General features: G+C 64.7%; 18 protein-coding genes. 13 read left to right on the top strand and 5 right to left on the bottom strand.

Going from position 1 to position 18,408, the window contains the following annotated elements:
* Positions 1-86 precede the first annotated feature (86 nt).
* The 3 genes from NLM31_RS35320 (at position 87) to NLM31_RS35310 (ending at position 1,469) form a co-directional block, all read left to right on the top strand.
* Entirely contained in the window at positions 87-392 is a 306-nt protein-coding gene (locus NLM31_RS35320) for a DUF1244 domain-containing protein (RefSeq protein ID WP_254133870.1), read from the top strand.
* 198 nt (positions 393-590) lie between these two features.
* Positions 591-863, top strand: coding sequence for a DUF2312 domain-containing protein (locus tag NLM31_RS35315; protein WP_008546273.1), 273 nt, complete (start codon positions 591-593; stop codon positions 861-863).
* Positions 864-1,049: 186 nt separating this feature from the next.
* Positions 1,050-1,469, top strand: a complete 420-nt coding sequence (locus NLM31_RS35310; RefSeq protein ID WP_254195234.1) for a DUF1801 domain-containing protein — start codon at positions 1,050-1,052, stop codon at positions 1,467-1,469.
* 12 nt (positions 1,470-1,481) lie between these two features.
* Here the strand turns inward: NLM31_RS35310 and NLM31_RS35305 are convergent, their stop codons facing one another.
* The 3 genes from NLM31_RS35305 to NLM31_RS35295 all read right to left on the bottom strand — a co-directional run bounded on the left by NLM31_RS35305 (position 1,482) and on the right by NLM31_RS35295 (position 7,479).
* Positions 1,482-3,101 carry a DUF882 domain-containing protein gene (locus tag NLM31_RS35305; protein WP_254133868.1) on the bottom strand — a complete coding sequence of 540 codons (1,620 nt, stop codon included), beginning with the start codon at positions 3,099-3,101 and terminating at the stop codon, positions 1,482-1,484.
* A 274-nt stretch (positions 3,102-3,375) separates the two neighbouring features.
* Entirely contained in the window at positions 3,376-5,634 is a 2,259-nt protein-coding gene (locus NLM31_RS35300) for a murein L,D-transpeptidase (RefSeq protein WP_254195233.1), read from the bottom strand.
* A gap of 348 nt (positions 5,635-5,982) precedes the next feature.
* Complete coding sequence (locus NLM31_RS35295) at positions 5,983-7,479, bottom strand: sigma-54 dependent transcriptional regulator (protein ID WP_254195232.1); 1,497 nt, start codon at positions 7,477-7,479, stop codon at positions 5,983-5,985.
* Between the two features lie 127 nt (positions 7,480-7,606).
* Between NLM31_RS35295 and NLM31_RS35290 the strand changes: the two genes are divergently transcribed.
* The 9 genes from NLM31_RS35290 to NLM31_RS35250 all read left to right on the top strand — a co-directional run bounded on the left by NLM31_RS35290 (position 7,607) and on the right by NLM31_RS35250 (position 16,278).
* Positions 7,607-9,529: a M3 family oligoendopeptidase gene (locus tag NLM31_RS35290; RefSeq protein ID WP_254195231.1), complete on the top strand. Its 1,923-nt coding sequence runs from the start codon at positions 7,607-7,609 to the stop codon at positions 9,527-9,529.
* Positions 9,530-9,737: 208 nt separating this feature from the next.
* Entirely contained in the window at positions 9,738-9,890 is a 153-nt protein-coding gene (locus tag NLM31_RS35285; protein ID WP_008136857.1) for an aa3-type cytochrome c oxidase subunit IV, read from the top strand.
* Positions 9,891-10,034: 144 nt separating this feature from the next.
* Positions 10,035-11,162, top strand: coding sequence for a Re/Si-specific NAD(P)(+) transhydrogenase subunit alpha (locus NLM31_RS35280; protein WP_254133864.1), 1,128 nt, complete (start codon positions 10,035-10,037; stop codon positions 11,160-11,162).
* Between the two features lie 11 nt (positions 11,163-11,173).
* On the top strand, positions 11,174-11,491 hold the full coding sequence (locus tag NLM31_RS35275; RefSeq protein ID WP_014492434.1) for a proton-translocating transhydrogenase family protein: 318 nt from the start codon (positions 11,174-11,176) through the stop codon (positions 11,489-11,491).
* A gap of 39 nt (positions 11,492-11,530) precedes the next feature.
* Positions 11,531-12,931: an NAD(P)(+) transhydrogenase (Re/Si-specific) subunit beta gene (locus NLM31_RS35270; protein WP_254133863.1), complete on the top strand. Its 1,401-nt coding sequence runs from the start codon at positions 11,531-11,533 to the stop codon at positions 12,929-12,931.
* Between the two features lie 23 nt (positions 12,932-12,954).
* Positions 12,955-13,755 (top strand): alpha/beta hydrolase, encoded by an 801-nt coding sequence (locus NLM31_RS35265; RefSeq protein ID WP_254133862.1) that lies wholly within the window; start codon positions 12,955-12,957, stop codon positions 13,753-13,755.
* A 63-nt stretch (positions 13,756-13,818) separates the two neighbouring features.
* A complete protein-coding gene (locus NLM31_RS35260) occupies positions 13,819-14,916 on the top strand; it encodes a calcium:proton antiporter (protein ID WP_254133861.1) in 1,098 nt (365 codons plus the stop codon).
* Positions 14,917-14,940: 24 nt separating this feature from the next.
* The gene (locus NLM31_RS35255; RefSeq protein ID WP_188105482.1) at positions 14,941-15,225 is read left to right on the top strand and encodes a cupin domain-containing protein; all 285 of its coding nucleotides are present in this window, start codon (positions 14,941-14,943) and stop codon (positions 15,223-15,225) included.
* Between the two features lie 93 nt (positions 15,226-15,318).
* Positions 15,319-16,278, top strand: a complete 960-nt coding sequence (locus NLM31_RS35250; protein WP_254195230.1) for a hypothetical protein — start codon at positions 15,319-15,321, stop codon at positions 16,276-16,278.
* A 27-nt stretch (positions 16,279-16,305) separates the two neighbouring features.
* On the opposite strand, the gene NLM31_RS35245 is transcribed toward NLM31_RS35250, so the two are convergent.
* Both NLM31_RS35245 and rpsU read right to left on the bottom strand, forming a co-directional pair.
* A complete protein-coding gene (locus tag NLM31_RS35245) occupies positions 16,306-16,956 on the bottom strand; it encodes a tetratricopeptide repeat protein (protein WP_254133859.1) in 651 nt (216 codons plus the stop codon).
* A gap of 125 nt (positions 16,957-17,081) precedes the next feature.
* A complete protein-coding gene (gene rpsU, locus NLM31_RS35240) occupies positions 17,082-17,378 on the bottom strand; it encodes a 30S ribosomal protein S21 (RefSeq protein WP_027545547.1) in 297 nt (98 codons plus the stop codon).
* Between the two features lie 260 nt (positions 17,379-17,638).
* Between rpsU and aqpZ the strand changes: the two genes are divergently transcribed.
* A complete protein-coding gene (gene aqpZ / locus NLM31_RS35235) occupies positions 17,639-18,361 on the top strand; it encodes an aquaporin Z (RefSeq protein ID WP_254133858.1) in 723 nt (240 codons plus the stop codon).
* The last annotated feature ends 47 nt before the right edge of the window (positions 18,362-18,408 follow it).

Here is an 18,408-nt window from a genome sequence, read left to right as displayed (position 1 = left end):
TGCGCTGCGATATGGCAAAATCTGTGACAGGACCCTACCTGATCCCGTAAGGGTGACGACATCAGGGCCAGCCAAGGGATCCAGCTATGGCAATCGACGACAAAACCAGAACGGAGCTCGAGGCGGCCGCTTTCCGGCGCCTGGTCGATCATCTGAAGACGCGGACCGACGTCCAGAACATCGACCTGATGAATCTGGCCGGTTTTTGCCGCAACTGCCTGTCCAACTGGCTCAAGGACGCCGCCGACGCGCAAGGCGTGAGCTTGAGCAAGGACGAAAGCCGGGAGGCCGTCTACGGCATGCCCTACGAGACCTGGAAGGCGAAGTACCAGGGCACGGCCAGCCCCGAGCAGCTCGAGGCGATGAAGAAGGTCCATCCCCACAATCACTGAGGCGACTGTCCGGCACGCCGCTTTGAGTCGCACCACACAACAGCTTTCTTCGGTCGCCTGCAGGAAGGTGTGGGCGCGCTGTGGACGAGCGCGATGCTTGCTTGAACGCGGTCGGCGCGAACCCTAAGGGTCTAGCCAGCACGCGCGGTGAGGTTGCCGGCGTCACCTCGTTTTGCCAGTTCCATTGGGAGTACCAAGATGGCCACCTCCGCCGCCGTCCGCGACGACGAGCCCGCGACGAAATTTGCCAAGGACCAGCTCAAATCCATCATCGAGCGCATCGAGCGGCTGGAGGAAGAGAAGAAGGCCATCTCCGACGACATCCGCGATGTCTATGCCGAGAGCAAGGGCAACGGCTACGACGTCAAGGCGCTGCGCACCATCGTGCGCCTGCGCAAGCAGGACCCCAACGAGCGCGCCGAGGCCGAGACGATTCTCGAGACCTACATGCAGGCGCTGGGGATGATCTGAGGCCTCGCTGTCGTCCTGGCGAAAGCCAGGACCCATAACCACAGGCCGTGGTTATTTGCGAAGGCTAGTCGTTGCGTTACCCTCGTGCGGGACTGGCACCGCGCTTTCATCGATGGATTCCGCGGTATGGGTCCTGGCTTTCGCCAGGACGACACCGGTGGCGTAGAAGCATCGAGGGAGATGTCAGTGACTGCACCGCCGCTACCGCGTGACGTGAACCGTGCCTTCGGCGCTCTTCCGGCGCCGATCGGCGAGCGGCTGATCCAGGTGCGTGACCTCATTTTCGCGACGGCTGCTGCGCATGACAATGTCGGCCGGCTCACCGAAACGCTGAAATGGGGCGAGCCCGCTTACCTGACCGATGAGACCGGCAGCGGCTCGACCATCCGGCTCGGCCGCCTCAAGGATTCCGACCGCGCCGCCATTCTGTTCAACTGCAAGACGACGCTGGTCGATACGTTTCGCGAGCGCTTTCCCGATCAGTTCGAGTATCGGCAGACGAGAGCATTGTTGCTGCCGGTGACGGGCAAGCTGCCAAAGCAGGAGCTCACGATCTGCCTGTCGCTGGCGCTGACATATCATCTGGATCGGCGGAAGAAGCGCTGACCGCGCTTGACGTCAGCGCAGCGCGGCGGTGCGCACGACGAACGACGTCGTCTCGAGCTTGGCGGTGGCGCTGCCCGAGAAACTGTCGCAGGACAGACCCTGCATCGGGTCATCGGTGAAGCCCATCGCGATCACAGCCTGAGGCTTGACGAAATAGCCGCGCATCGCCGCCATATCGAGCTCGCCCATCAGCGTGACCGACATCGCGCGGCTGGCGCTCGGCGACAGCATCACGATCTTGAGCCAGATGCTCTCACCCTTGGCGGCGGAGAGACGGGTCGCGGTGGCGATCATGCCGTCGGTGCTCTTGCCGACGACCGTGTTGATCTCGGTGGCCGGCGCGGCGTTGCGGGCCGCGGACACCGGGCGCACACCGCGCGGGATCGGCGCAGAGGCGGCGACGACGTTGGCGCGGTCGACCGGGGAGGCGGCCGGCGCGTAAGCCAGCGCCTGAAGGGTCGCGTTGGAGACGCTCGCGGTCGGCTGCGGGTCGGTCGCGGCGGCGAGTGCCTGGCGCGCCTTCAGGGCTGCGACCTGGGCGGGCGTCGCCTGCTGCGGCGTGGCGGGTGCATCCCAGAAGCCGCGGGCATTGATGATGTCGGCCGGAGTCTCGGGCTTTCCGTCGGCAGATTTGACGGCAGCCGGTTTGTCAGCCACGGGTGCGGGCTTCGGCTTGGGCGGCGCAACGAGCTGCGCGTCAGCCGAAGCGAGCTGGATCGCGGCGGCGACTGACGGCTTGGCGCGGGGCGTCGGGACCGGGTCGGCCGGCTTGGCGGCGGCCGCGACCACGGTCGGTGTCGCCGGCTTCTCGGCTGCGCCCTCGTCGTCCTCGTCGCTGCCGGCGGCCGGCGCCGACTTGCTCTTGAACAGGGCAGCGAAGAAGCCCGGTTTGCTGGCGCCGTCGTCGCCGCTGCCGCGCCGCTCGATGTCGGCCTTGGCGAGCTCGTAACCCTTCAGCGGTGTGCCGTCGGTCGGAACGTGGACCGTGCGGCCATCCGGGAAGACGCGGACGAGCTGGTCATGCGTCATGCGCGGCCAGTGCCGGATGCTGCCGGTGTCGAGATGCACGAAGGGCGAGCCGGAGGTCGGGTAGAAGCCGACGCCGCCGCGCTGCAGGCGCAGGCCGGCGAAGCGGATCTGCTCCAGCGGAACGTTCGGAATGTAGAAGTCCATCGCATGGCCCAGCATGTGCTGGCTGAAGCGCGCCACGCCCGAGGAGCGACGGCGGAGCATGGCGTTGGTGGCGGGGGAGCGATAGGACGAGATGATCTGGATCGGCTGCTTGCCGTCGACGTCGCGATAGACTTCCCAGAGGATATCGAAGAGGTGACGGTCCATGACCGTCTCGTCCTGGGTGCGCCAGTCGCGCAGGAAGTGATTCAGCGTCTTCAGCGCGGCTTCGTCGTAGCGGCCATCGCGCTTGAAGGTGACGGTGAGATCTTCGCCGGAGTGGGTGTGGTGGAAGGAGAGGGTCTTGGTTTCGTTCAGCGCGGCAGCGTTATGAACCGAACCGGCAGCCGCAAGCAGCACCAGCGAGGCGAGGCCGATCCGAGATCCGACCTTCACTCCCGCATGGGACAACGACACCGCAGCAAATTGGCGTGCGAAACCAGCCAGCACGTATGAGCCCACCCAGTCGACGAGCGTTCAAAATGGACTCTCCCGCTAACCCCGTTAGCGCGCGAAAGAGGATGAACGCTTTGTTAAAACGAGAAGGTTAATTCGAGGTTGACCTTCCCGCCCCCAAACCAAGTCAGACTACAATCCTAAACGGTTGACTGTGGCAAAAAAACGCCCGCTGCCGGAACCCGGGTAGCGAATGGTTAACGTCAAACGACCCCGTCCAGAGGGCGGGGTCGCTGATTTTATTGAAGAATTTTCTTGTGCTGGAGCGTCGGACTCGAGCTCAGCGGGTGAACACCCGCTGGGGCTTACGGCCGACCGGGGCCGGCGGCTGGGCAGGGGCACCACCGCCGAACAGCCGCTCGAAGAAGTTCGGGCCGGACGAGCCGAAGCCGCCGCCATTGTTGGCGATCGCCACGCCGGACGGCAACGTCGTCGCCGGGCGCGAATAGCTCGGCTGCGAGTGGGCCACGACGTTCTCGAGATCCTTGCCGCGGCTGTTCTTCAGGATGTTGATCATGGTCGCGTCGCGGCCATAGACGTCCTTGCGGAATTGCAGCTTGCCGCCGTCATCCACGAACGCGGTCTGATAGGTGATATTGACCGGGATCGGGGTCGGGAATTTCAGGTCGATCTCACCCGAGCCGTACATGCTGCGCACGCGCTCCGGGGTGTACTTCTCGCCCGGCATGGCGATGTTGAGCAGCACGGACGCATACTGATCCGGATACTGCACGCGCATGCAGCCATGGCTGAAGGCGCGATCTTCCCTGGCGAACAGGTTCTTGTCCGGGGTGTCGTGCTGATAGACCAGGAACTTGTTCGGGAAGTTGAAGCGGATGCGGCCGAGCGCGTTGGCTTCGCCGGGCGGCTGCGAGATGTGCACCGAGCCGTCGCGGTTCTGCTCGAGCTTCAGGCCCATGCGCTGAAGCACGGTCGGGTCCTGCTGCAGCGCCGGCAGATATTCGCCATAGACGATCGACGGCGGCACGTTCCAGGTCGGATTGACCGTGATGTACTTCATCGTCTCGGTCAGCAGCGGCGTGGCGTGCTGGCCCGGCTTGCCGGTGACGACGCGGGTGGTCCAGACCTGCTGGCCGCGCTGCATCACCTTGAGCGTGTAGTCGGGAATGTTGAGGATGACATAGGCGTCGCCCAGCGAGGGCACGCCGAGGTCGCGCGGCAGCCAGCGCCAGCGCTCCATGTTCACCAGCACGGTGTCGATCTGCTTGTCGCGCTTCGGGCTGTTCAGCGCTTTCACGGTCGCTGCGTCGAGCACGCCGGTCGCCTTGATCTCGGCGCCGTCCTGGAATTTGCGCACGGCTTCGGCGACCGTGGCGTCATAGTGATCGTCGCTGGCGTTTTCGGTGATGCCGAGCTTGGTGCGGAGCTGGGGCACACGCGAATCCTGCACCACGACTTCCGCCTGCTTCTTGCCCTTGGCGGGCGTGTACTTCAGCGTCGGGCCGTCGGTGATCTCGATCACCGGGCCGTCGCCCTGGCCACGCAGCTGCGCCAGCTTCGCCTTCAGCTCCTTGTAGAGCTTCTGCGGCGGGTTGTAGCTGTCGAGGGCGGCGGACGCGTCGGCTGCCGTCGTGACCTTGGTCAGCACGTCGTTCGGATCGGTCGGATGCTCGGGATAGAGGATGTCGGCGCTGACCTGGGACCAGTGCATGCGGCCGCTCTGCGCCTGGCGCGCATAGTCGAACATGCTGGCGGTGAGCTTCAGCTCGGCGTCCGCGAGCGCGTCGGGCGTCGTGGCAGCGGCGAAATCCGGTACCGGATAGTCGGCGGCATTGAGACCGTCGGAGGCCGCATCCTTCAGCCGTGCGATCACGCCCTTGGCCGCGGCCGTCAGGCTGCCGGCCTGCGTCCAGACCGGCGCGAAGTCACGGGCGCCGTAGAATTTCTCGACGGCAGCGCGCTCGTTCTTGCGGTCGAAATGGCGCGAGGTCTTGGCGCCGATGATATCCTTGATCTTGTCGGCGACCGGCTGGTCGGCGGCGGGGACGTTGCTCGCGGCCTTCACGGGCTCGGCGGCCGGGGACGCTGCCGCCGCCGCGGGTGCAGCGGGGGTGGCCGCCGGTGCTGCCGCGGTATCGGCCTTGGCGGGTTCGGATTTGGCGGGTTCGGTGGTGGCGGGCTCGGTCTTGGTCGTCTCGGTCTTGGCCGTCTCGCTCTTCGGCGCGTCGGCTGCCGGCGTGGTGGCGACGTCGGATGGCTTGGTCTCGACCTTGTCCGGAGCCGGAGCGACTTCGGCCTTCACGGGGTCCTTTGCAGTTTCCTTTGCAGTTTCCTTGGCAGTTTCCTTCGGCGCATCCTGGACGGTGGCGGTGGTGTCGAGCTTGATGTCGGATGCGGTCGGGGGCGGGACGTTTGCGGGCTCGGGGCGCGGGATCGCGGCTTCGATCGCTAGCTCGGCGGCGCTGCTGCGCGCCTGATCCTGCGCCAGCGCCGAGCCGGCCGATACCGTGAGGAAGGTCGCCGCGACCGTCGCCAAAACGCGGTCAAAGCCTGCACGGTGGTTCAAACAGTCACGCATTGTGTCGCACCCCTTGGGTGAACTGTCCCCCGTGGAACAGCTTTCGTTATCGCCTAATTGAGTTTCGGCTAAACCGCGCCGGCCTCTCGAAAGTTGCACGCCTGCACGCAACGATTCATACGCAGACGATATACAGGCCCCGTTTTGGCGGCCAGCGCTACCCGGGACAACTCACGACAAACTGACTTCAAGACAGGCTGTTTTGCAACGGATTGTGCGCTTTCATCGCGCGCTTTTCCCGGTGTCTGTCACTTCCAAGTCACGGTTTGGCTCGCCGCCGAATTTTGCCGTAATTCAACGGGTTGCGGGCGCAAGGCCGGGTCGCGCGAACCTCCGTTCGCATCAGGTTCAGTGCGTCTCCTCGCCGCTTTTCCCGCCATGTCCGGGAACCCCGGCTTCGTCGAGTTTGCGGTAGAGCGTGGACCTGCCGATTTTGAGGCGACGTGCCACCTCGGACATCTGTCCGCGGTAGTGCGAGATCGCGAAGCGGATGATCTCGTTCTCCATGTCTTCCAGAGGACGGACATCGCCGTTGGGTGTCAACATCGAGAGAGACCCTGCCAGCGGCAGCGGCGCGATCGGTATTTCACTACCCGACACGACCGAGGGCGCTGCGATCGGCTCGATCATCAGCGGCGCGGTCGGAATCTCCGTCGCCGACTGCGGAAGCGACGCAAGCAGCGGGAAATCGTCGAGACCGAGCTGATCGCCCTCGCTCATCACCACCGCGCGGTAGACCGCGTTTTCGAGCTGGCGGATGTTACCGGGCCAGTCGAGCTGGGCGAGATGCGCGACGGCCTCGCCGCTCACGCCGGAGATGGGGCGGTTCTCCTCCGCGGCAAAGCGCGCCAGGAAATGTCGCAGGAGATGCGGAATGTCTTCGCGCCGGGCCCTGAGCGACGGGATCGTCAGCGGCAGCACGTGCAGGCGATAGAACAGATCTTCCCGGAAGTGTCCCTGCTTGACCCGCTCCAGAAGCTTGCGATTGGTCGCGGAGATGATCCGGACGTCGACCTTGACGGGCTTGCGGCCACCGACGGCCTCGACGGCGCCTTCCTGCAGTGCGCGGAGCAATTTGACCTGCGCGGTCAGCGGCAGCTCGCTGACCTCGTCCAGAAACAACGTGCCGCCATGGGCCTCGATGAACTTGCCGGTATGTCGCTCGGTCGCGCCGGTGAAGGCACCCTTCTCGTGGCCGAACAGGATGGACTCGACGAGGTTGTCGGGGATCGCGCCGCAATTGACGGCGACGAAGGGCTTTGCCTTGCGCTCGCCGCTGCCGTGGATGGCGCGTGCGAACATCTCCTTGCCGACGCCGGACTCGCCTTCGATCAGCACCGGGATCGAGGAGTTCGCTGCCTTCTGGGCCGCGCGCATCACGCCCGTCATCGCTTCGGCGCGCGTGATGATGTCGGAGAAGGTCAGACGGCCCTCGCGGCTGTGACGGATGCGCTGCAATTCGCCCTTGAGTGCGGAGGCATTGAGCGCGTTGCGCAACGAGACCTGGAGCCGCTCGAGGCCCACCGGCTTGACCACGAAATCGGCAGCGCCTGCGCGCATCGCCGAGATCACGTTGTCGATGCCGCCATGCGCAGTCTGCACGATGACGGGGACGCTGAGGCCTGCTTCGCGGATTTTCGCCAGCACGCCCATGCCGTCGAGGCCGGGCATGACGAGGTCGAGGATCACGGCGTCGATCGCCGGCGCATCGGGAGCGGTGAGGGTGGCGATTGCGGCGTCGCCGGACTCCACGACGATCGTCTCATAGCCGCATTTCTGCACCATGTTCTCGACCAGACGGCGGGCTACGGCATCGTCGTCGGCGATCAAAATACTGGCAGCCATGGTGCTCCCCGCACGCTACTACTATCTGTCTCGAATCGGGTCACTCTGGCCGAAGCCGATTAACGCACTCTTAAACCTTGATGCCCCCGCCCGCCGCAGCGTTTGTTGAACACAGGTTTCCCACACAATGACTTCGCGCTCCAAGACTGCTCTCAAAAAGACTGCTCTTAAAAAGCCTGCTCTTAAAAAGCCTGCTCTCCGCAAGCCGGCTGCCAAGCAATCCGCCGTCAAGAAATCTGCCGTCAAGGCAAAGCCCTCCAAGCCCGTGAGCAAGACTGGCAAGCTTCCGGAGTGGAACCTCGCCGATCTCTATTCCGGGATCGATGCGCCGGAAGTCGCGCGCGATCTCGAAACGATGGATGCCGATTGCGTCGCGTTCGAGACGGACTACAAGGGCAAGCTCGCAACAGGCACAGCAAACGAAGATGGCGGAAAATGGCTCGCGGAAGCCGTGCGGCGCTATGAGGCGATCGACGATCTCGCCGGCCGTCTCGGCTCATATGCCGGCCTCGTCCACGCCGGCGACAGCGTGGACCCTGCGATTTCAAAGTTTTACGGCGACGTCTCCGAGCGGCTGACGGCGGCGTCGACGCATCTTCTGTTCTTCGCGCTCGAGCTCAATCGCGTCGATGACGATATTTTGAACCGCGCGATGCAAACGGCCGAGCTCGCGCATTATCGTCCGTGGATCGAGGATCTGCGCAAGGAGAAGCCGTATCAGCTCGACGACAAGCTCGAGCAACTGTTCCTGGAGAAGGCGCAAACCGGCTATTCCGCGTTCAATCGATTGTTCGACCAGACCATCTCGGGCCTCCGCTTCAAGGTCGGCGCCAAAGAGCTTGCGATCGAGCCGACGCTGAATTTCCTGCAGGACCGCGACGGCGCCAAGCGCAAGGCCGCGGCGGAAGCGCTGGCAAAAACCTTCAAGGCCAATGAGCGCACCTTCGCGCTGATCACCAACACGCTCGCCAAGGACAAGGATATCTCGGACCGCTGGCGCGGCTTCAAGGATGTCGCGGACTCCCGCCATTTGAACAATCGCGTCGAGCGCGAGGTGGTGGATGCGCTGGTCGCCTCCGTGCGCGCCGCCTATCCAAAGCTGTCGCATCGCTACTACGCGCTGAAGGCGAAATGGTTCGGCAAGAAGCGGCTGGCTTATTGGGACCGCAACGCGCCGCTGCCGTTCGCCGCGACCGATGTCATCGGCTGGGGCGATGCACGCAACATGGTGCTGACGGCCTATCGCGGCTTCTCGCCCAAAATGGCCGATATCGCCGAGCGCTTCTTCACCGACCGCTGGATCGATGCGCCGGTGCGTCCGGGCAAGGCGCCGGGTGCCTTCTCGCATCCGACCACCCCGTCGGCGCATCCGTATGTGCTGATGAATTACCAGGGCAAGCCCCGCGACGTGATGACGCTCGCACACGAGCTCGGCCATGGCGTGCACCAGGTGCTCGCTGCGAAGAACGGCGCGCTGATGGCGCCGACGCCGTTGACGCTCGCCGAAACCGCCAGCGTGTTCGGTGAGATGCTGACCTTCCGGCGGCTATTGGCGCAGACCAAGAGCGCCAAGCAGCGCCAGGCGCTGCTCGCCGGCAAGGTCGAGGACATGATCAATACCGTGGTGCGGCAAATCGCGTTCTACTCGTTCGAGCGTGCTGTTCACACCGAGCGCAAGAATGGCGAGCTCACCGCGACGCGGCTCGGCGAGCTCTGGCTGTCGGTGCAGGGCGAGAGCCTTGGACCGGCGATCGAGATCAAGGCGGGCTATGAGAACTACTGGATGTATATCCCGCACTTCATCCACTCGCCGTTCTATGTCTACGCCTATGCCTTCGGCGATTGCCTCGTGAATTCGCTCTATGCCGTCTACGAGAACGCGGCCGAGGGCTTTGCCGAGCGCTATCTCGACATGCTCGCGGCCGGCGGCACCAAGCACTACTCCGAGTTGCTGCGGCCGTTCGGGCTCGACGCCAAGGACCCGAAGTTCTGGGACGGCGGACTCTCGGTCATCGCCGGGATGATCGACGAGCTGGAGGCGATGGGCTGAGGGCCAAGTGCCCGAATTTCGGGCAGGATGGCTGCAGAGCATTCGTTGAACCGGCGTTCAGCGAATGCTGCGTCGCGCGCGGGATCCACGATAATCGGGATTCCAAATGAGCCTATTTGCTGGAAAACCGCGCTTCGGTGCCGTTGCCCTGCCCGAAGGTTTAAGGTATCCCAACCGAAGAATTCGACTTTCGACTGGGGACATCATCATGGCTGACCATAGCGAAGTGGCCTACACCACCGCCGACGGCAACGACTACGTTGCCCACGAGCAGACCTACGAGGGCTTCATCAAGCTCGTGAAGTACGGCACGGCCTCGGTCGCGCTCATCGTCATTTTGATGGCGATCTTCCTCACCTAATTCGTCGTTGGCGGCTGCCTCCATCTTCGGCGGCAGCTGCCCACAAAATTTGCAAACAAGCCGGTTCCAAAGCCGGTAAGCAACGTTGCGGGAGTAACGCTAAGTTTTTGCGCGCGCGCTTTTTCCCGCGTCGCCGGAGGGCCTATGAAGATCGCCGTTGCCAAGGAAATCGATCCGTCGGAGCCGCGTGTTGCCGCTTCGCCCGATACGGTGAAGAAGTTCAAGGCGCTGGGCGCCGAGATCGCCGTCGAGCCGGGCGCCGGCCTCAAATCGGGCCTGCCGGATTCCGAGTTCACCGCCGTGGGCGCGACGGTCAGCGCCGATGCGCTGAAGGACGCCGACATCATCATCAAGGTGAAGCGCCCCGAGGCGTCCGAGCTTTCGCAGTACAAGCGCGGTGCGCTCGTCATCGCCATCATGGACCCCTACGGCAACGAGGCGGCGTTGAAGACGATCGCCGATGCCGGCGTCGCCGCCTTCGCGATGGAATTGATGCCGCGCATCACCCGCGCGCAGGTGATGGACGTGCTGTCGTCGCAGGCAAACCTCGCCGGCTACCGCGCCGTGATCGAGGGCGCCGAGGCCTTCGGCCGCGCCTTCCCGATGATGATGACCGCAGCCGGCACCGTGCCTGCCGCCAAGGTGTTCGTGATGGGCGTCGGCGTCGCCGGCCTGCAGGCGATCGCGACCGCGCGCCGTCTCGGCGCCATCGTCACCGCGACCGACGTGAGGCCCGCGACCAAGGAGCAGGTCGAATCGCTCGGTGCGAAGTTCCTCGCCGTCGAGGACGAGGAATTCAAGAACGCGCAGACCGCCGGCGGCTACGCCAAGGAAATGTCCAAGGAGTACCAGGCCAAGCAGGCCGCGCTCACGGCCGAGCACATCAAGAAGCAGGACATCGTCATCACCACCGCGCTGATCCCGGGCCGGCCCGCGCCGAAGCTCGTTTCCGGCGAGATGGTCAAGTCGATGAAGCCGGGTTCGGTGCTGGTCGATCTCGCGGTCGAGCGCGGCGGCAATGTCGAGGGCGCCAAGCCGGGCGAGGTCGTCGATCTCGATGGCATCAAGATCGTCGGCTACACCAATGTCGCCGGCCGCGTCGCGGCCTCGGCCTCGAGCCTCTACGCACGCAATCTGTTCTCCTTCATCGAGACCATGGTCGACAAGAAAGAGAAGAAGCTCGCCGTCAACTGGGACGACGAACTCGTCAAGGCCACCGCGCTGACCAAGGACGGCGCCGTGATCCACCCGAACTTCCAGCCGAAGGCGTAAGGAGATCCGTCATGGAGCATGCTGCACAGGTCGTCGATCCCTTCATCTTCCGGCTGTCGATCTTCGTCCTCGCCGTCTTCGTCGGCTATTTCGTGGTGTGGTCGGTGACGCCGGCGCTGCACACGCCGCTGATGAGCGTGACCAACGCGATCTCTTCGGTGATCGTGGTCGGCGCGTTGCTGGCCGGCGGCGTTGCCAACGTATCGAGCGGTTCGGGCTGGGCGCGCGCCTTCGGCTTCGTCGCGCTGATCTTTGCCTGCATCAACATCTTCGGCGGCTTCCTTGTCACCCAGCGCATGCTGGCGATGTACAAGAAGAAGTCGAAGTAAGCGGCCACCTCGGGCTGATGGGATCAATGGGGACCTGAGATGAGCGCCAACCTCTCTGCATTTTTGTATCTCGTGGCGGGAGTGCTGTTCATCCTGTCGCTGCGCGGGCTGTCGAGCCCGGCGTCGTCGCGCCAGGGCAATCTGTTCGGCATGATCGGCATGGCGATCGCGGTCGCGACCACGCTGGCCAACCATCCGCCCGCGGACGGTCTCGCCTGGGTGCTCGTCATCGTCGGCATCGCCATCGGTGGCGCGATCGGTGCGGTGATCGCGCGTCGCGTGCCGATGACGTCGATGCCGGAACTGGTCGCCGCCTTCCACTCGCTGGTCGGCATGGCCGCAGTGCTGGTCGCCGCCGGCGCGTTCTACGCGCCCGAGGCCTTCGACATCGGCACCCCCGGCAACATCCATCCGCAGAGCCTGGTCGAAATGTCGCTCGGCGTCGCCATCGGCGCGCTGACCTTCACCGGCTCGGTGATCGCGTTCCTGAAGCTGTCGGCGCGCATGAGCGGCGCGCCGATCATCCTGCCTTTCCGCCACATCATCAACATCGCGCTGGCGATCGCGCTCGTCGTCTTCATCGTCGGGCTGGTGATGTCGGGCAGCGCGTTCGATTTCTGGATGATCGTCATCCTGGCGCTGGCGCTCGGCGTGCTCATGATCATCCCGATCGGCGGCGCCGACATGCCGGTCGTGATCTCGATGCTCAACTCCTACTCGGGCTGGGCCGCGGCCGGCATCGGCTTCACGCTGGGCAACTCCGCGCTGATCATCACCGGCGCGCTGGTCGGCTCCTCCGGCGCGATCCTGTCCTACATCATGTGCCACGCGATGAACCGGTCCTTCATCTCGGTCATCCTCGGCGGCTTCGGCGGCGAGACCGCGGCGGCCGGCGGCGGTGCAGGCGGCGAGCAGAAGCCGGCCAAGCTCGGCTCGGCGGACGATGCGGCCTTCATTATGAAGAACGCCTCCAAGGTCATCATCGTGCCCGGCTACGGCATGGCGGTGGCGCAGGCCCAGCACGCGCTGCGTGAAATGGGCGACATCCTGAAGAAGGAAGGCGTCGAGGTGAAGTACGCCATTCATCCGGTCGCGGGCCGCATGCCCGGCCACATGAACGTGCTGCTCGCCGAGGCCAACGTGCCCTATGACGAGGTGTTCGAGCTCGAGGACATCAACTCCGAATTCGCGCAGGCCGACATCGCCTTCGTGATCGGCGCCAACGACGTCACCAACCCGGCGGCCGAAGAGGACAAGACCTCGCCGATCTACGGCATGCCCGTGCTCCAGGTCTGGAAGGCCGGCACGGTGATGTTCATCAAGCGGTCGCTGGCGTCGGGTTATGCCGGTATCGACAATCCGCTGTTCTACCGCGACAACACCATGATGCTGCTCGGCGACGCCAAGAAGGTCACCGAGAACATCGTCAAGGCGATGTAGCATCGGAGAGCCGGCGGTAGGCGATGACAGTCCTGAAATGGATCGCCATCGTCGTTGCCGCCGGATATCTCGCCGGTCTCGTCCTGCTCTATGTGAAGCAGCGGGACATGCTGTTTCCGATTCCGACGACCGAGCGCAAGTCGCCGGCCGCGGCGGGATTTCCGCAGGCCGAGGAACACATCCTCACCACATCCGATGGCGAGAAGGTCATCGTCTGGCATGTGCCGCCGAAGCCTGGCCGCTCGGTGGTGCTGTTCTTCCACGGCAACGGCGACTTCCTCGCCGGCCTTGCCGGGCGCTTCAAGTCAATCACGGCTGACGGTACCGGTCTCGTTGCGCTGTCCTATCGCGGCTATGCCGGCTCCAGCGGTGCGCCGAGCGAGGACGGGCTGCTGCGCGATGGCGCGGCCGCCTATTCATTTGCGAGGGAGCGCTACGACGCACAGCGCATCGCAGCCTGGGGCTTCTCGCTCGGGACCGGCGTTGCCGTCGCGATCGCGTCCGAACACCCGGTCGGAAAGCTGATCCTCGAGGCGCCTTATACGTCGATCGCCGACGTCGCGGCCGCTCATTTCCCGTTCGTCCCGGTCCGTCTCCTGATCCGCGATCCCTTCCACTCGGACCAGCGCATCGCGCGCGTTGCGATCCCGCTGCTGATTGTGCACGGCGCGCAGGACCAGACTATTCCGATCGCATTCGGCGAAAAACTTTTTGCGCTGGCCCGCGAGCCGAAGCAGTTTGTCCGCGTCGCCGGCGGCGGGCATGACGATCTCGGAAATTTCGGTATCGCCGAGACCGCGCGAGCCTTCATCAACGGGTCATGAGGGCTGACGCGCGCGATGTTCTCGCGCATACTCGGCCTCCAGTTGCTTGGAGGAATTGCTGGAATGAGTACACACGGACCGATGCCGCGGTCGTCCTGGATTTTCCCCGCCCTGGCGGTGCTGCTGTTCCTGATCGTCACCGTGACCGGCTACGGCTTCACCCTGTCGGCCGGCGGCGGCCTGTTCGCGGTCGTCCTGCTGGTGATCCTGTTCGGCACCGTGTTCGCGGCCGTGCATCATTCCGAGGTGATCGCGGAGCGGATCGGCGAGCCCTACGGCACGCTGCTGCTCACGCTCGCGGTGACCATCATCGAGGTCGCGCTGATCACCACGATCATGCTCGGCGACAAGCCCGCGCCGGAGCTCGCGCGCGACACCGTCTTTGCGGTGGTCATGATCGTCTGCAACGGCCTCGTCGGCCTCTGCGTGTTCATCGGCGGGCTTCGCTACCGCGAGCAGGGCTTTCAGCTCTCCGGCGCCAACGTCTATCTCAGCGTGCTGATTGCGCTCGCGACGCTGACGCTGATCATGCCCAACTACACGCTGACGACGCCGGGGCCGATCTATTCGACGCTTCAGCTCGGCTTCGTCGACCTCGTGACCATCGTGCTCTATGGCGTGTTCCTCTACACCCAGATGGTCCTGCACAAGGACTACTTCGTTCACGAGCGGGCGGACGGCGAGGGCGGGACGGCCCATCTGCCGGGCAAGATGCTGGTGCTCAGCATCGTACTGCTCCTGATCTCGCTGCTGGCCGTCGTTCTCCTCGCCAAGAAGTTCTCGCTGGTGGTGGACGCCGTTGCCGACAGGATCGGCGCTCCGCCGGCGTTTGCGGGCCTGCTGGTCGCGCTCCTGATCCTGATGCCGGAGGGCGTCTCCGCGATCACGGCCGCCCGCCGGAATGACCTCCAGAAGAGCATTAACCTGGCGCTCGGGTCCTCGCTGGCGACCATCGGCCTGACCATCCCGGCGGTCGGGATCGCCACCTATGCGCTCGACCAGCCCCTGGTGCTGGGCCTCAATCCCCAGAACACGGCGCTGCTGTTCCTGACATTCTTGTTGAGCATGCTGACCTTCGGCACCGGCAGGACCAATGTCCTGTTCGGGCTGGTCCATATGGTGGTATTTGCCGTCTACGTGTTCATGGTCTTCGTCCCCTGAACCGATTCCCCGAGGAGAGTTCCGATGCTTGCCGCCAAGTCCGAGGTTCAGGTCGACAATGACGAGGTCCGGGTGACCGAGTGGCGGCTTGCCCCGGGCAGCGCGACCGGGCATCACACCCACGGAATGGACTATGTGATCGTTCCCGTCGTGGCCGGCGAAATGACCATCGTGGCACCCGGTGGAGAGCGTTCCAAGGCGCAGCTTGCGGCCGGGAAATCCTACTTCCGCAAAGCCGGCGTCCAACACGACGTACTTAACGAAACCTCAACCGAGATCGTGTTCCTTGAGATTGAGCTGAAGCCGTAAGGCACGCGTAACCTTTGCCATCGATCCGTCGCAGTTGATCCCTTACAATGCCCCAAAGTTCCCGCATCTGATCGCGCGGGGAGTGGCCGAGAAATGCTGAAATACCTCGCTAAAATTTCGATGGATATTTTCCCCTCGGTGCTCGCGACGATCATCGGGGCCTACATCGTCAATCACTACATCAACGCCAGGCCGGCGGCGGATACCCCAGCCGCGGTGGTGGCGCCTGCCGATGCCGGCAAGAACGGCAAACCCGCCGATGTGGCCAATCTCCCGGCCCCCGGCGTGAAGGCCAAGGGCGTCTCCGAGAAGAGCATTTCCGACAAGAGCGCGACGGACAAGCCCGCGGGCGAGAAGCCTGCCGAGGCCAAGGCTGCGGACAAGGCTGCGGACGTCGGCCGCACCCAGGCGCATGAGAAGGCGGTCGCCAAGTCCTCACCGGCCACGTCTACCCCGGCAGCCCCCGCGGCCCCGGTGGTTGAGGCCAATTCGTCGCCGGCTGCTCCGGCCGTGACCCCCGACGCCAACGATCTGGCTCGGGCCGCCATCGAGCGCCTGCGCAAGTCGCCCGAGGGCAAGGCCGCTGAGAAGGCCGCCGAAGCCAAAGCCACCGAGACCAAGTCCACCGAGAGCAAGTCGACCGACATCAAGCTCCCCGACGCCAAGTCGGTCGAGCGGAAGTCCGAGCCTGCGGTTCAGGAAGCGTCTCGCGTGCCCGAGCCGCCCCGTGTGGTGACTGCGGTGCCGTCGACGGTGAGCCCGCTGCCGCCCCCGATCAATGTGTCGACGCCGTCGTCGGAGGCCTATGGCAATGGCGGCTCGTCGCAGGCGAATCCGCCTTACACGGCCTCGATTGGTAACGACAACCCGAATCGGCTGACGCCGCCGGCCGACATTCCGGTGCCCGTGATCGCGCCGCCGCTGGATCTGCGCGCCGATGCCGGGGCAGCCGCCCCCACGCCGCGGCCCAAGACCAATGTCGCCGACGAGATGCTGTCGGGCATGAAGTCGATGTTCCACGCGGTTCTGCCGAAGGGCGCCACCCCCGATTAAGACGGCGTCAGCGCCGTGCTGACACCGTCAGCCGCCGACGCGGGCCAAGCCGCTGCGGGCGGCGTCATCGCGTGGGCGCAGGCCGACGGCCTTGTTGTAGGACGCCGCCGCCTTGGCCTTGTCGCCCAGCCGCTCATAGGCCTGTCCCCGGGTCGTCCAGACCTGGGCGTTGTGGGGATCGGCCTCTGCGGCCTCATCGAGATCGGCCGCCGCCTCCTTGATCTTGCCGATGGCGAGATAGCTGACGGCGCGGCCGAGCAGCGGTTCGGCCTTCTGGGGATTGAGCCCGCTTGCGGCGCCGAAATCGGCGATCGCGAAGTCGTGCTCGTTGTTGCCTTGGTAGAGCAGGGCGCGGCCGTAGAGCGCCTGCGCGTTATAGGGATCGAGCGCGACGGCACGATTGAACTCGTCGAGTGCTGCCTGCGTCTCGCCGGACTTCACCAGGGCCTGGGCTTTTACGGTGTGGGCCTGGGCCTCGGTGACATTGCCGGCGCTGACTGCGCTGTCCGGGGCAGCGGCCGCCTTGGGCGCTTCCTGGGGCTTGTCTTTCTCCGGCATCAGCGAGCCGAGATCGAAGGAGCAGCCGCACAGTGCGATCCCCACCAAAGTCAGCGCAAGCGGCTGTCGCCAGATCCGGCGCAACCGCGCCAAGCCGGGCTCGGGGAAAGGGGAGGCCATCTACGGTTCGCTCGCGCTGGTGCCGCATCTGTAGTGCCCCGTCCCAGAAAGGCACTGTTCACAAAATAATAACGCGGGCCCGGGGCCCGCGTCATTGAAAACTCAGTCCTGCAACGTCGGCAAGATCAGCGCGGTCCGCGCGGACCTGCACCGGGGCCGCCACGGCCACCACGCTCGCCACCGGGGCCAGCGCCGAACACCGGCTTCGGCTTCATCGGCAGCAGGCCTTCGCGCTGCAGCTTCTTGCGGGCCAGCTTGCGCGCACGGCGCACGGCTTCGGCCTTTTCGCGGGCCTTCTTCTCGGAGGGCTTCTCGTAGTGACCGCGGAGCTTCATCTCGCGGAAAATACCCTCGCGCTGCATCTTCTTCTTCAGCGCCTTGAGGGCTTGGTCGACATTGTTATCGCGAACGAGAACCTGCACGCGGCATCCTCTTCAGTGGATCGGATTTGAATTCTGGTAAGTCAAAGGGGATGGCAAAAAGCGCAAGCCCTTAACCTTGAGGGCGCGGATGTATCAGACAAAACCCGCCATGTCCACCTGCCAAGCGGGGTTTCGGGCCAAGTTCAGCCATTAAATGCGGCGAAAATGCTCTCTTGCGGCCTCGATTTGGGAGATTCGGCGCCAAAACGGGGCCGCAGCGGACATTGTTCCGGAATCTTGGAAATCAGGGGAGACGCCACATGGATATGAAGAAATACGCGGCCGAGGCCATCGGCACATTCTGGCTCACATTCGCAGGCTGCGGCAGCGCGGTCATCGCGGCCGGCTTTCCGCAGGTCGGCATCGGCCTGGTCGGTGTGTCCCTGGCCTTCGGCTTGAGCGTCGTCACCATGGCCTATGCGATCGGCCATATCTCGGGCTGCCATCTCAACCCCGCCGTCACGGTCGGCCTTGCCGCCGGTGGACGCTTTCCGGCAGGCCAGATCCTGCCTTACGTGATCGCGCAGGTCTGCGGCGCGATCATCGCCGCCGAGCTGCTCTATGTGATCGCCAGTGGTGCGCCCGGCTTCGACGTCACTAAGGGCTTTGCCTCCAACGGCTATGACGCGCATTCGCCCGGCCAGTACAGCATGGTGGTCTGCTTCGTGACCGAAGTGGTGATGACCATGATGTTCCTGTTCGTCATCATGGGCGCGACCCACGGCCGCGCGCCCGCGGGCTTTGCGCCGCTCGCGATCGGACTTGCGCTGGTGATGATCCATCTCGTCAGCATCCCCGTCACCAACACGTCGGTGAACCCGGCGCGCAGCACGGGGCCTGCGCTGTTCGTCGGCGGCTGGGCCCTGGCGCAGCTCTGGCTGTTCTGGGTCGCGCCGTTGATCGGTGGCGCGCTGGGCGGAGTGATCTATCGCTGGCTCAGCGAGGAGCCCTCGGGCGTCGTCGCAGGCGTGAAGACGGCCTAGAGCGTTTTCGAGCGAAGTGGATAGCGGTTCGCGTCGAGAAAACGCGC

It is taken from the genome of Bradyrhizobium sp. CCGUVB4N (genome assembly GCF_024199945.1).
Lineage (GTDB): Bacteria > Pseudomonadota > Alphaproteobacteria > Rhizobiales > Xanthobacteraceae > Bradyrhizobium.
This window is presented reverse-complemented; position numbering and strand designations above follow the sequence as displayed.

Coding starts and splice junctions, on each gene's coding strand:
- NLM31_RS35245 (WP_254133859.1), bottom strand. CDS start 16,956: ATGGCCTCCCCTTTCCCCGAGCCCGGCTTGGCGCGGTTGCGCCGGATC.
- NLM31_RS35270 (WP_254133863.1), top strand. CDS start 11,531: ATGAGCGCCAACCTCTCTGCATTTTTGTATCTCGTGGCGGGAGTGCTG.
- NLM31_RS35275 (WP_014492434.1), top strand. CDS start 11,174: ATGGAGCATGCTGCACAGGTCGTCGATCCCTTCATCTTCCGGCTGTCG.
- NLM31_RS35320 (WP_254133870.1), top strand. CDS start 87: ATGGCAATCGACGACAAAACCAGAACGGAGCTCGAGGCGGCCGCTTTC.
- NLM31_RS35315 (WP_008546273.1), top strand. CDS start 591: ATGGCCACCTCCGCCGCCGTCCGCGACGACGAGCCCGCGACGAAATTT.
- NLM31_RS35255 (WP_188105482.1), top strand. CDS start 14,941: ATGCTTGCCGCCAAGTCCGAGGTTCAGGTCGACAATGACGAGGTCCGG.
- NLM31_RS35300 (WP_254195233.1), bottom strand. CDS start 5,634: ATGCGTGACTGTTTGAACCACCGTGCAGGCTTTGACCGCGTTTTGGCG.
- aqpZ (WP_254133858.1), top strand. CDS start 17,639: ATGGATATGAAGAAATACGCGGCCGAGGCCATCGGCACATTCTGGCTC.
- NLM31_RS35285 (WP_008136857.1), top strand. CDS start 9,738: ATGGCTGACCATAGCGAAGTGGCCTACACCACCGCCGACGGCAACGAC.
- NLM31_RS35290 (WP_254195231.1), top strand. CDS start 7,607: ATGACTTCGCGCTCCAAGACTGCTCTCAAAAAGACTGCTCTTAAAAAG.
- NLM31_RS35280 (WP_254133864.1), top strand. CDS start 10,035: ATGAAGATCGCCGTTGCCAAGGAAATCGATCCGTCGGAGCCGCGTGTT.
- NLM31_RS35260 (WP_254133861.1), top strand. CDS start 13,819: ATGAGTACACACGGACCGATGCCGCGGTCGTCCTGGATTTTCCCCGCC.
- NLM31_RS35295 (WP_254195232.1), bottom strand. CDS start 7,479: ATGGCTGCCAGTATTTTGATCGCCGACGACGATGCCGTAGCCCGCCGT.
- NLM31_RS35250 (WP_254195230.1), top strand. CDS start 15,319: ATGCTGAAATACCTCGCTAAAATTTCGATGGATATTTTCCCCTCGGTG.
- NLM31_RS35265 (WP_254133862.1), top strand. CDS start 12,955: ATGACAGTCCTGAAATGGATCGCCATCGTCGTTGCCGCCGGATATCTC.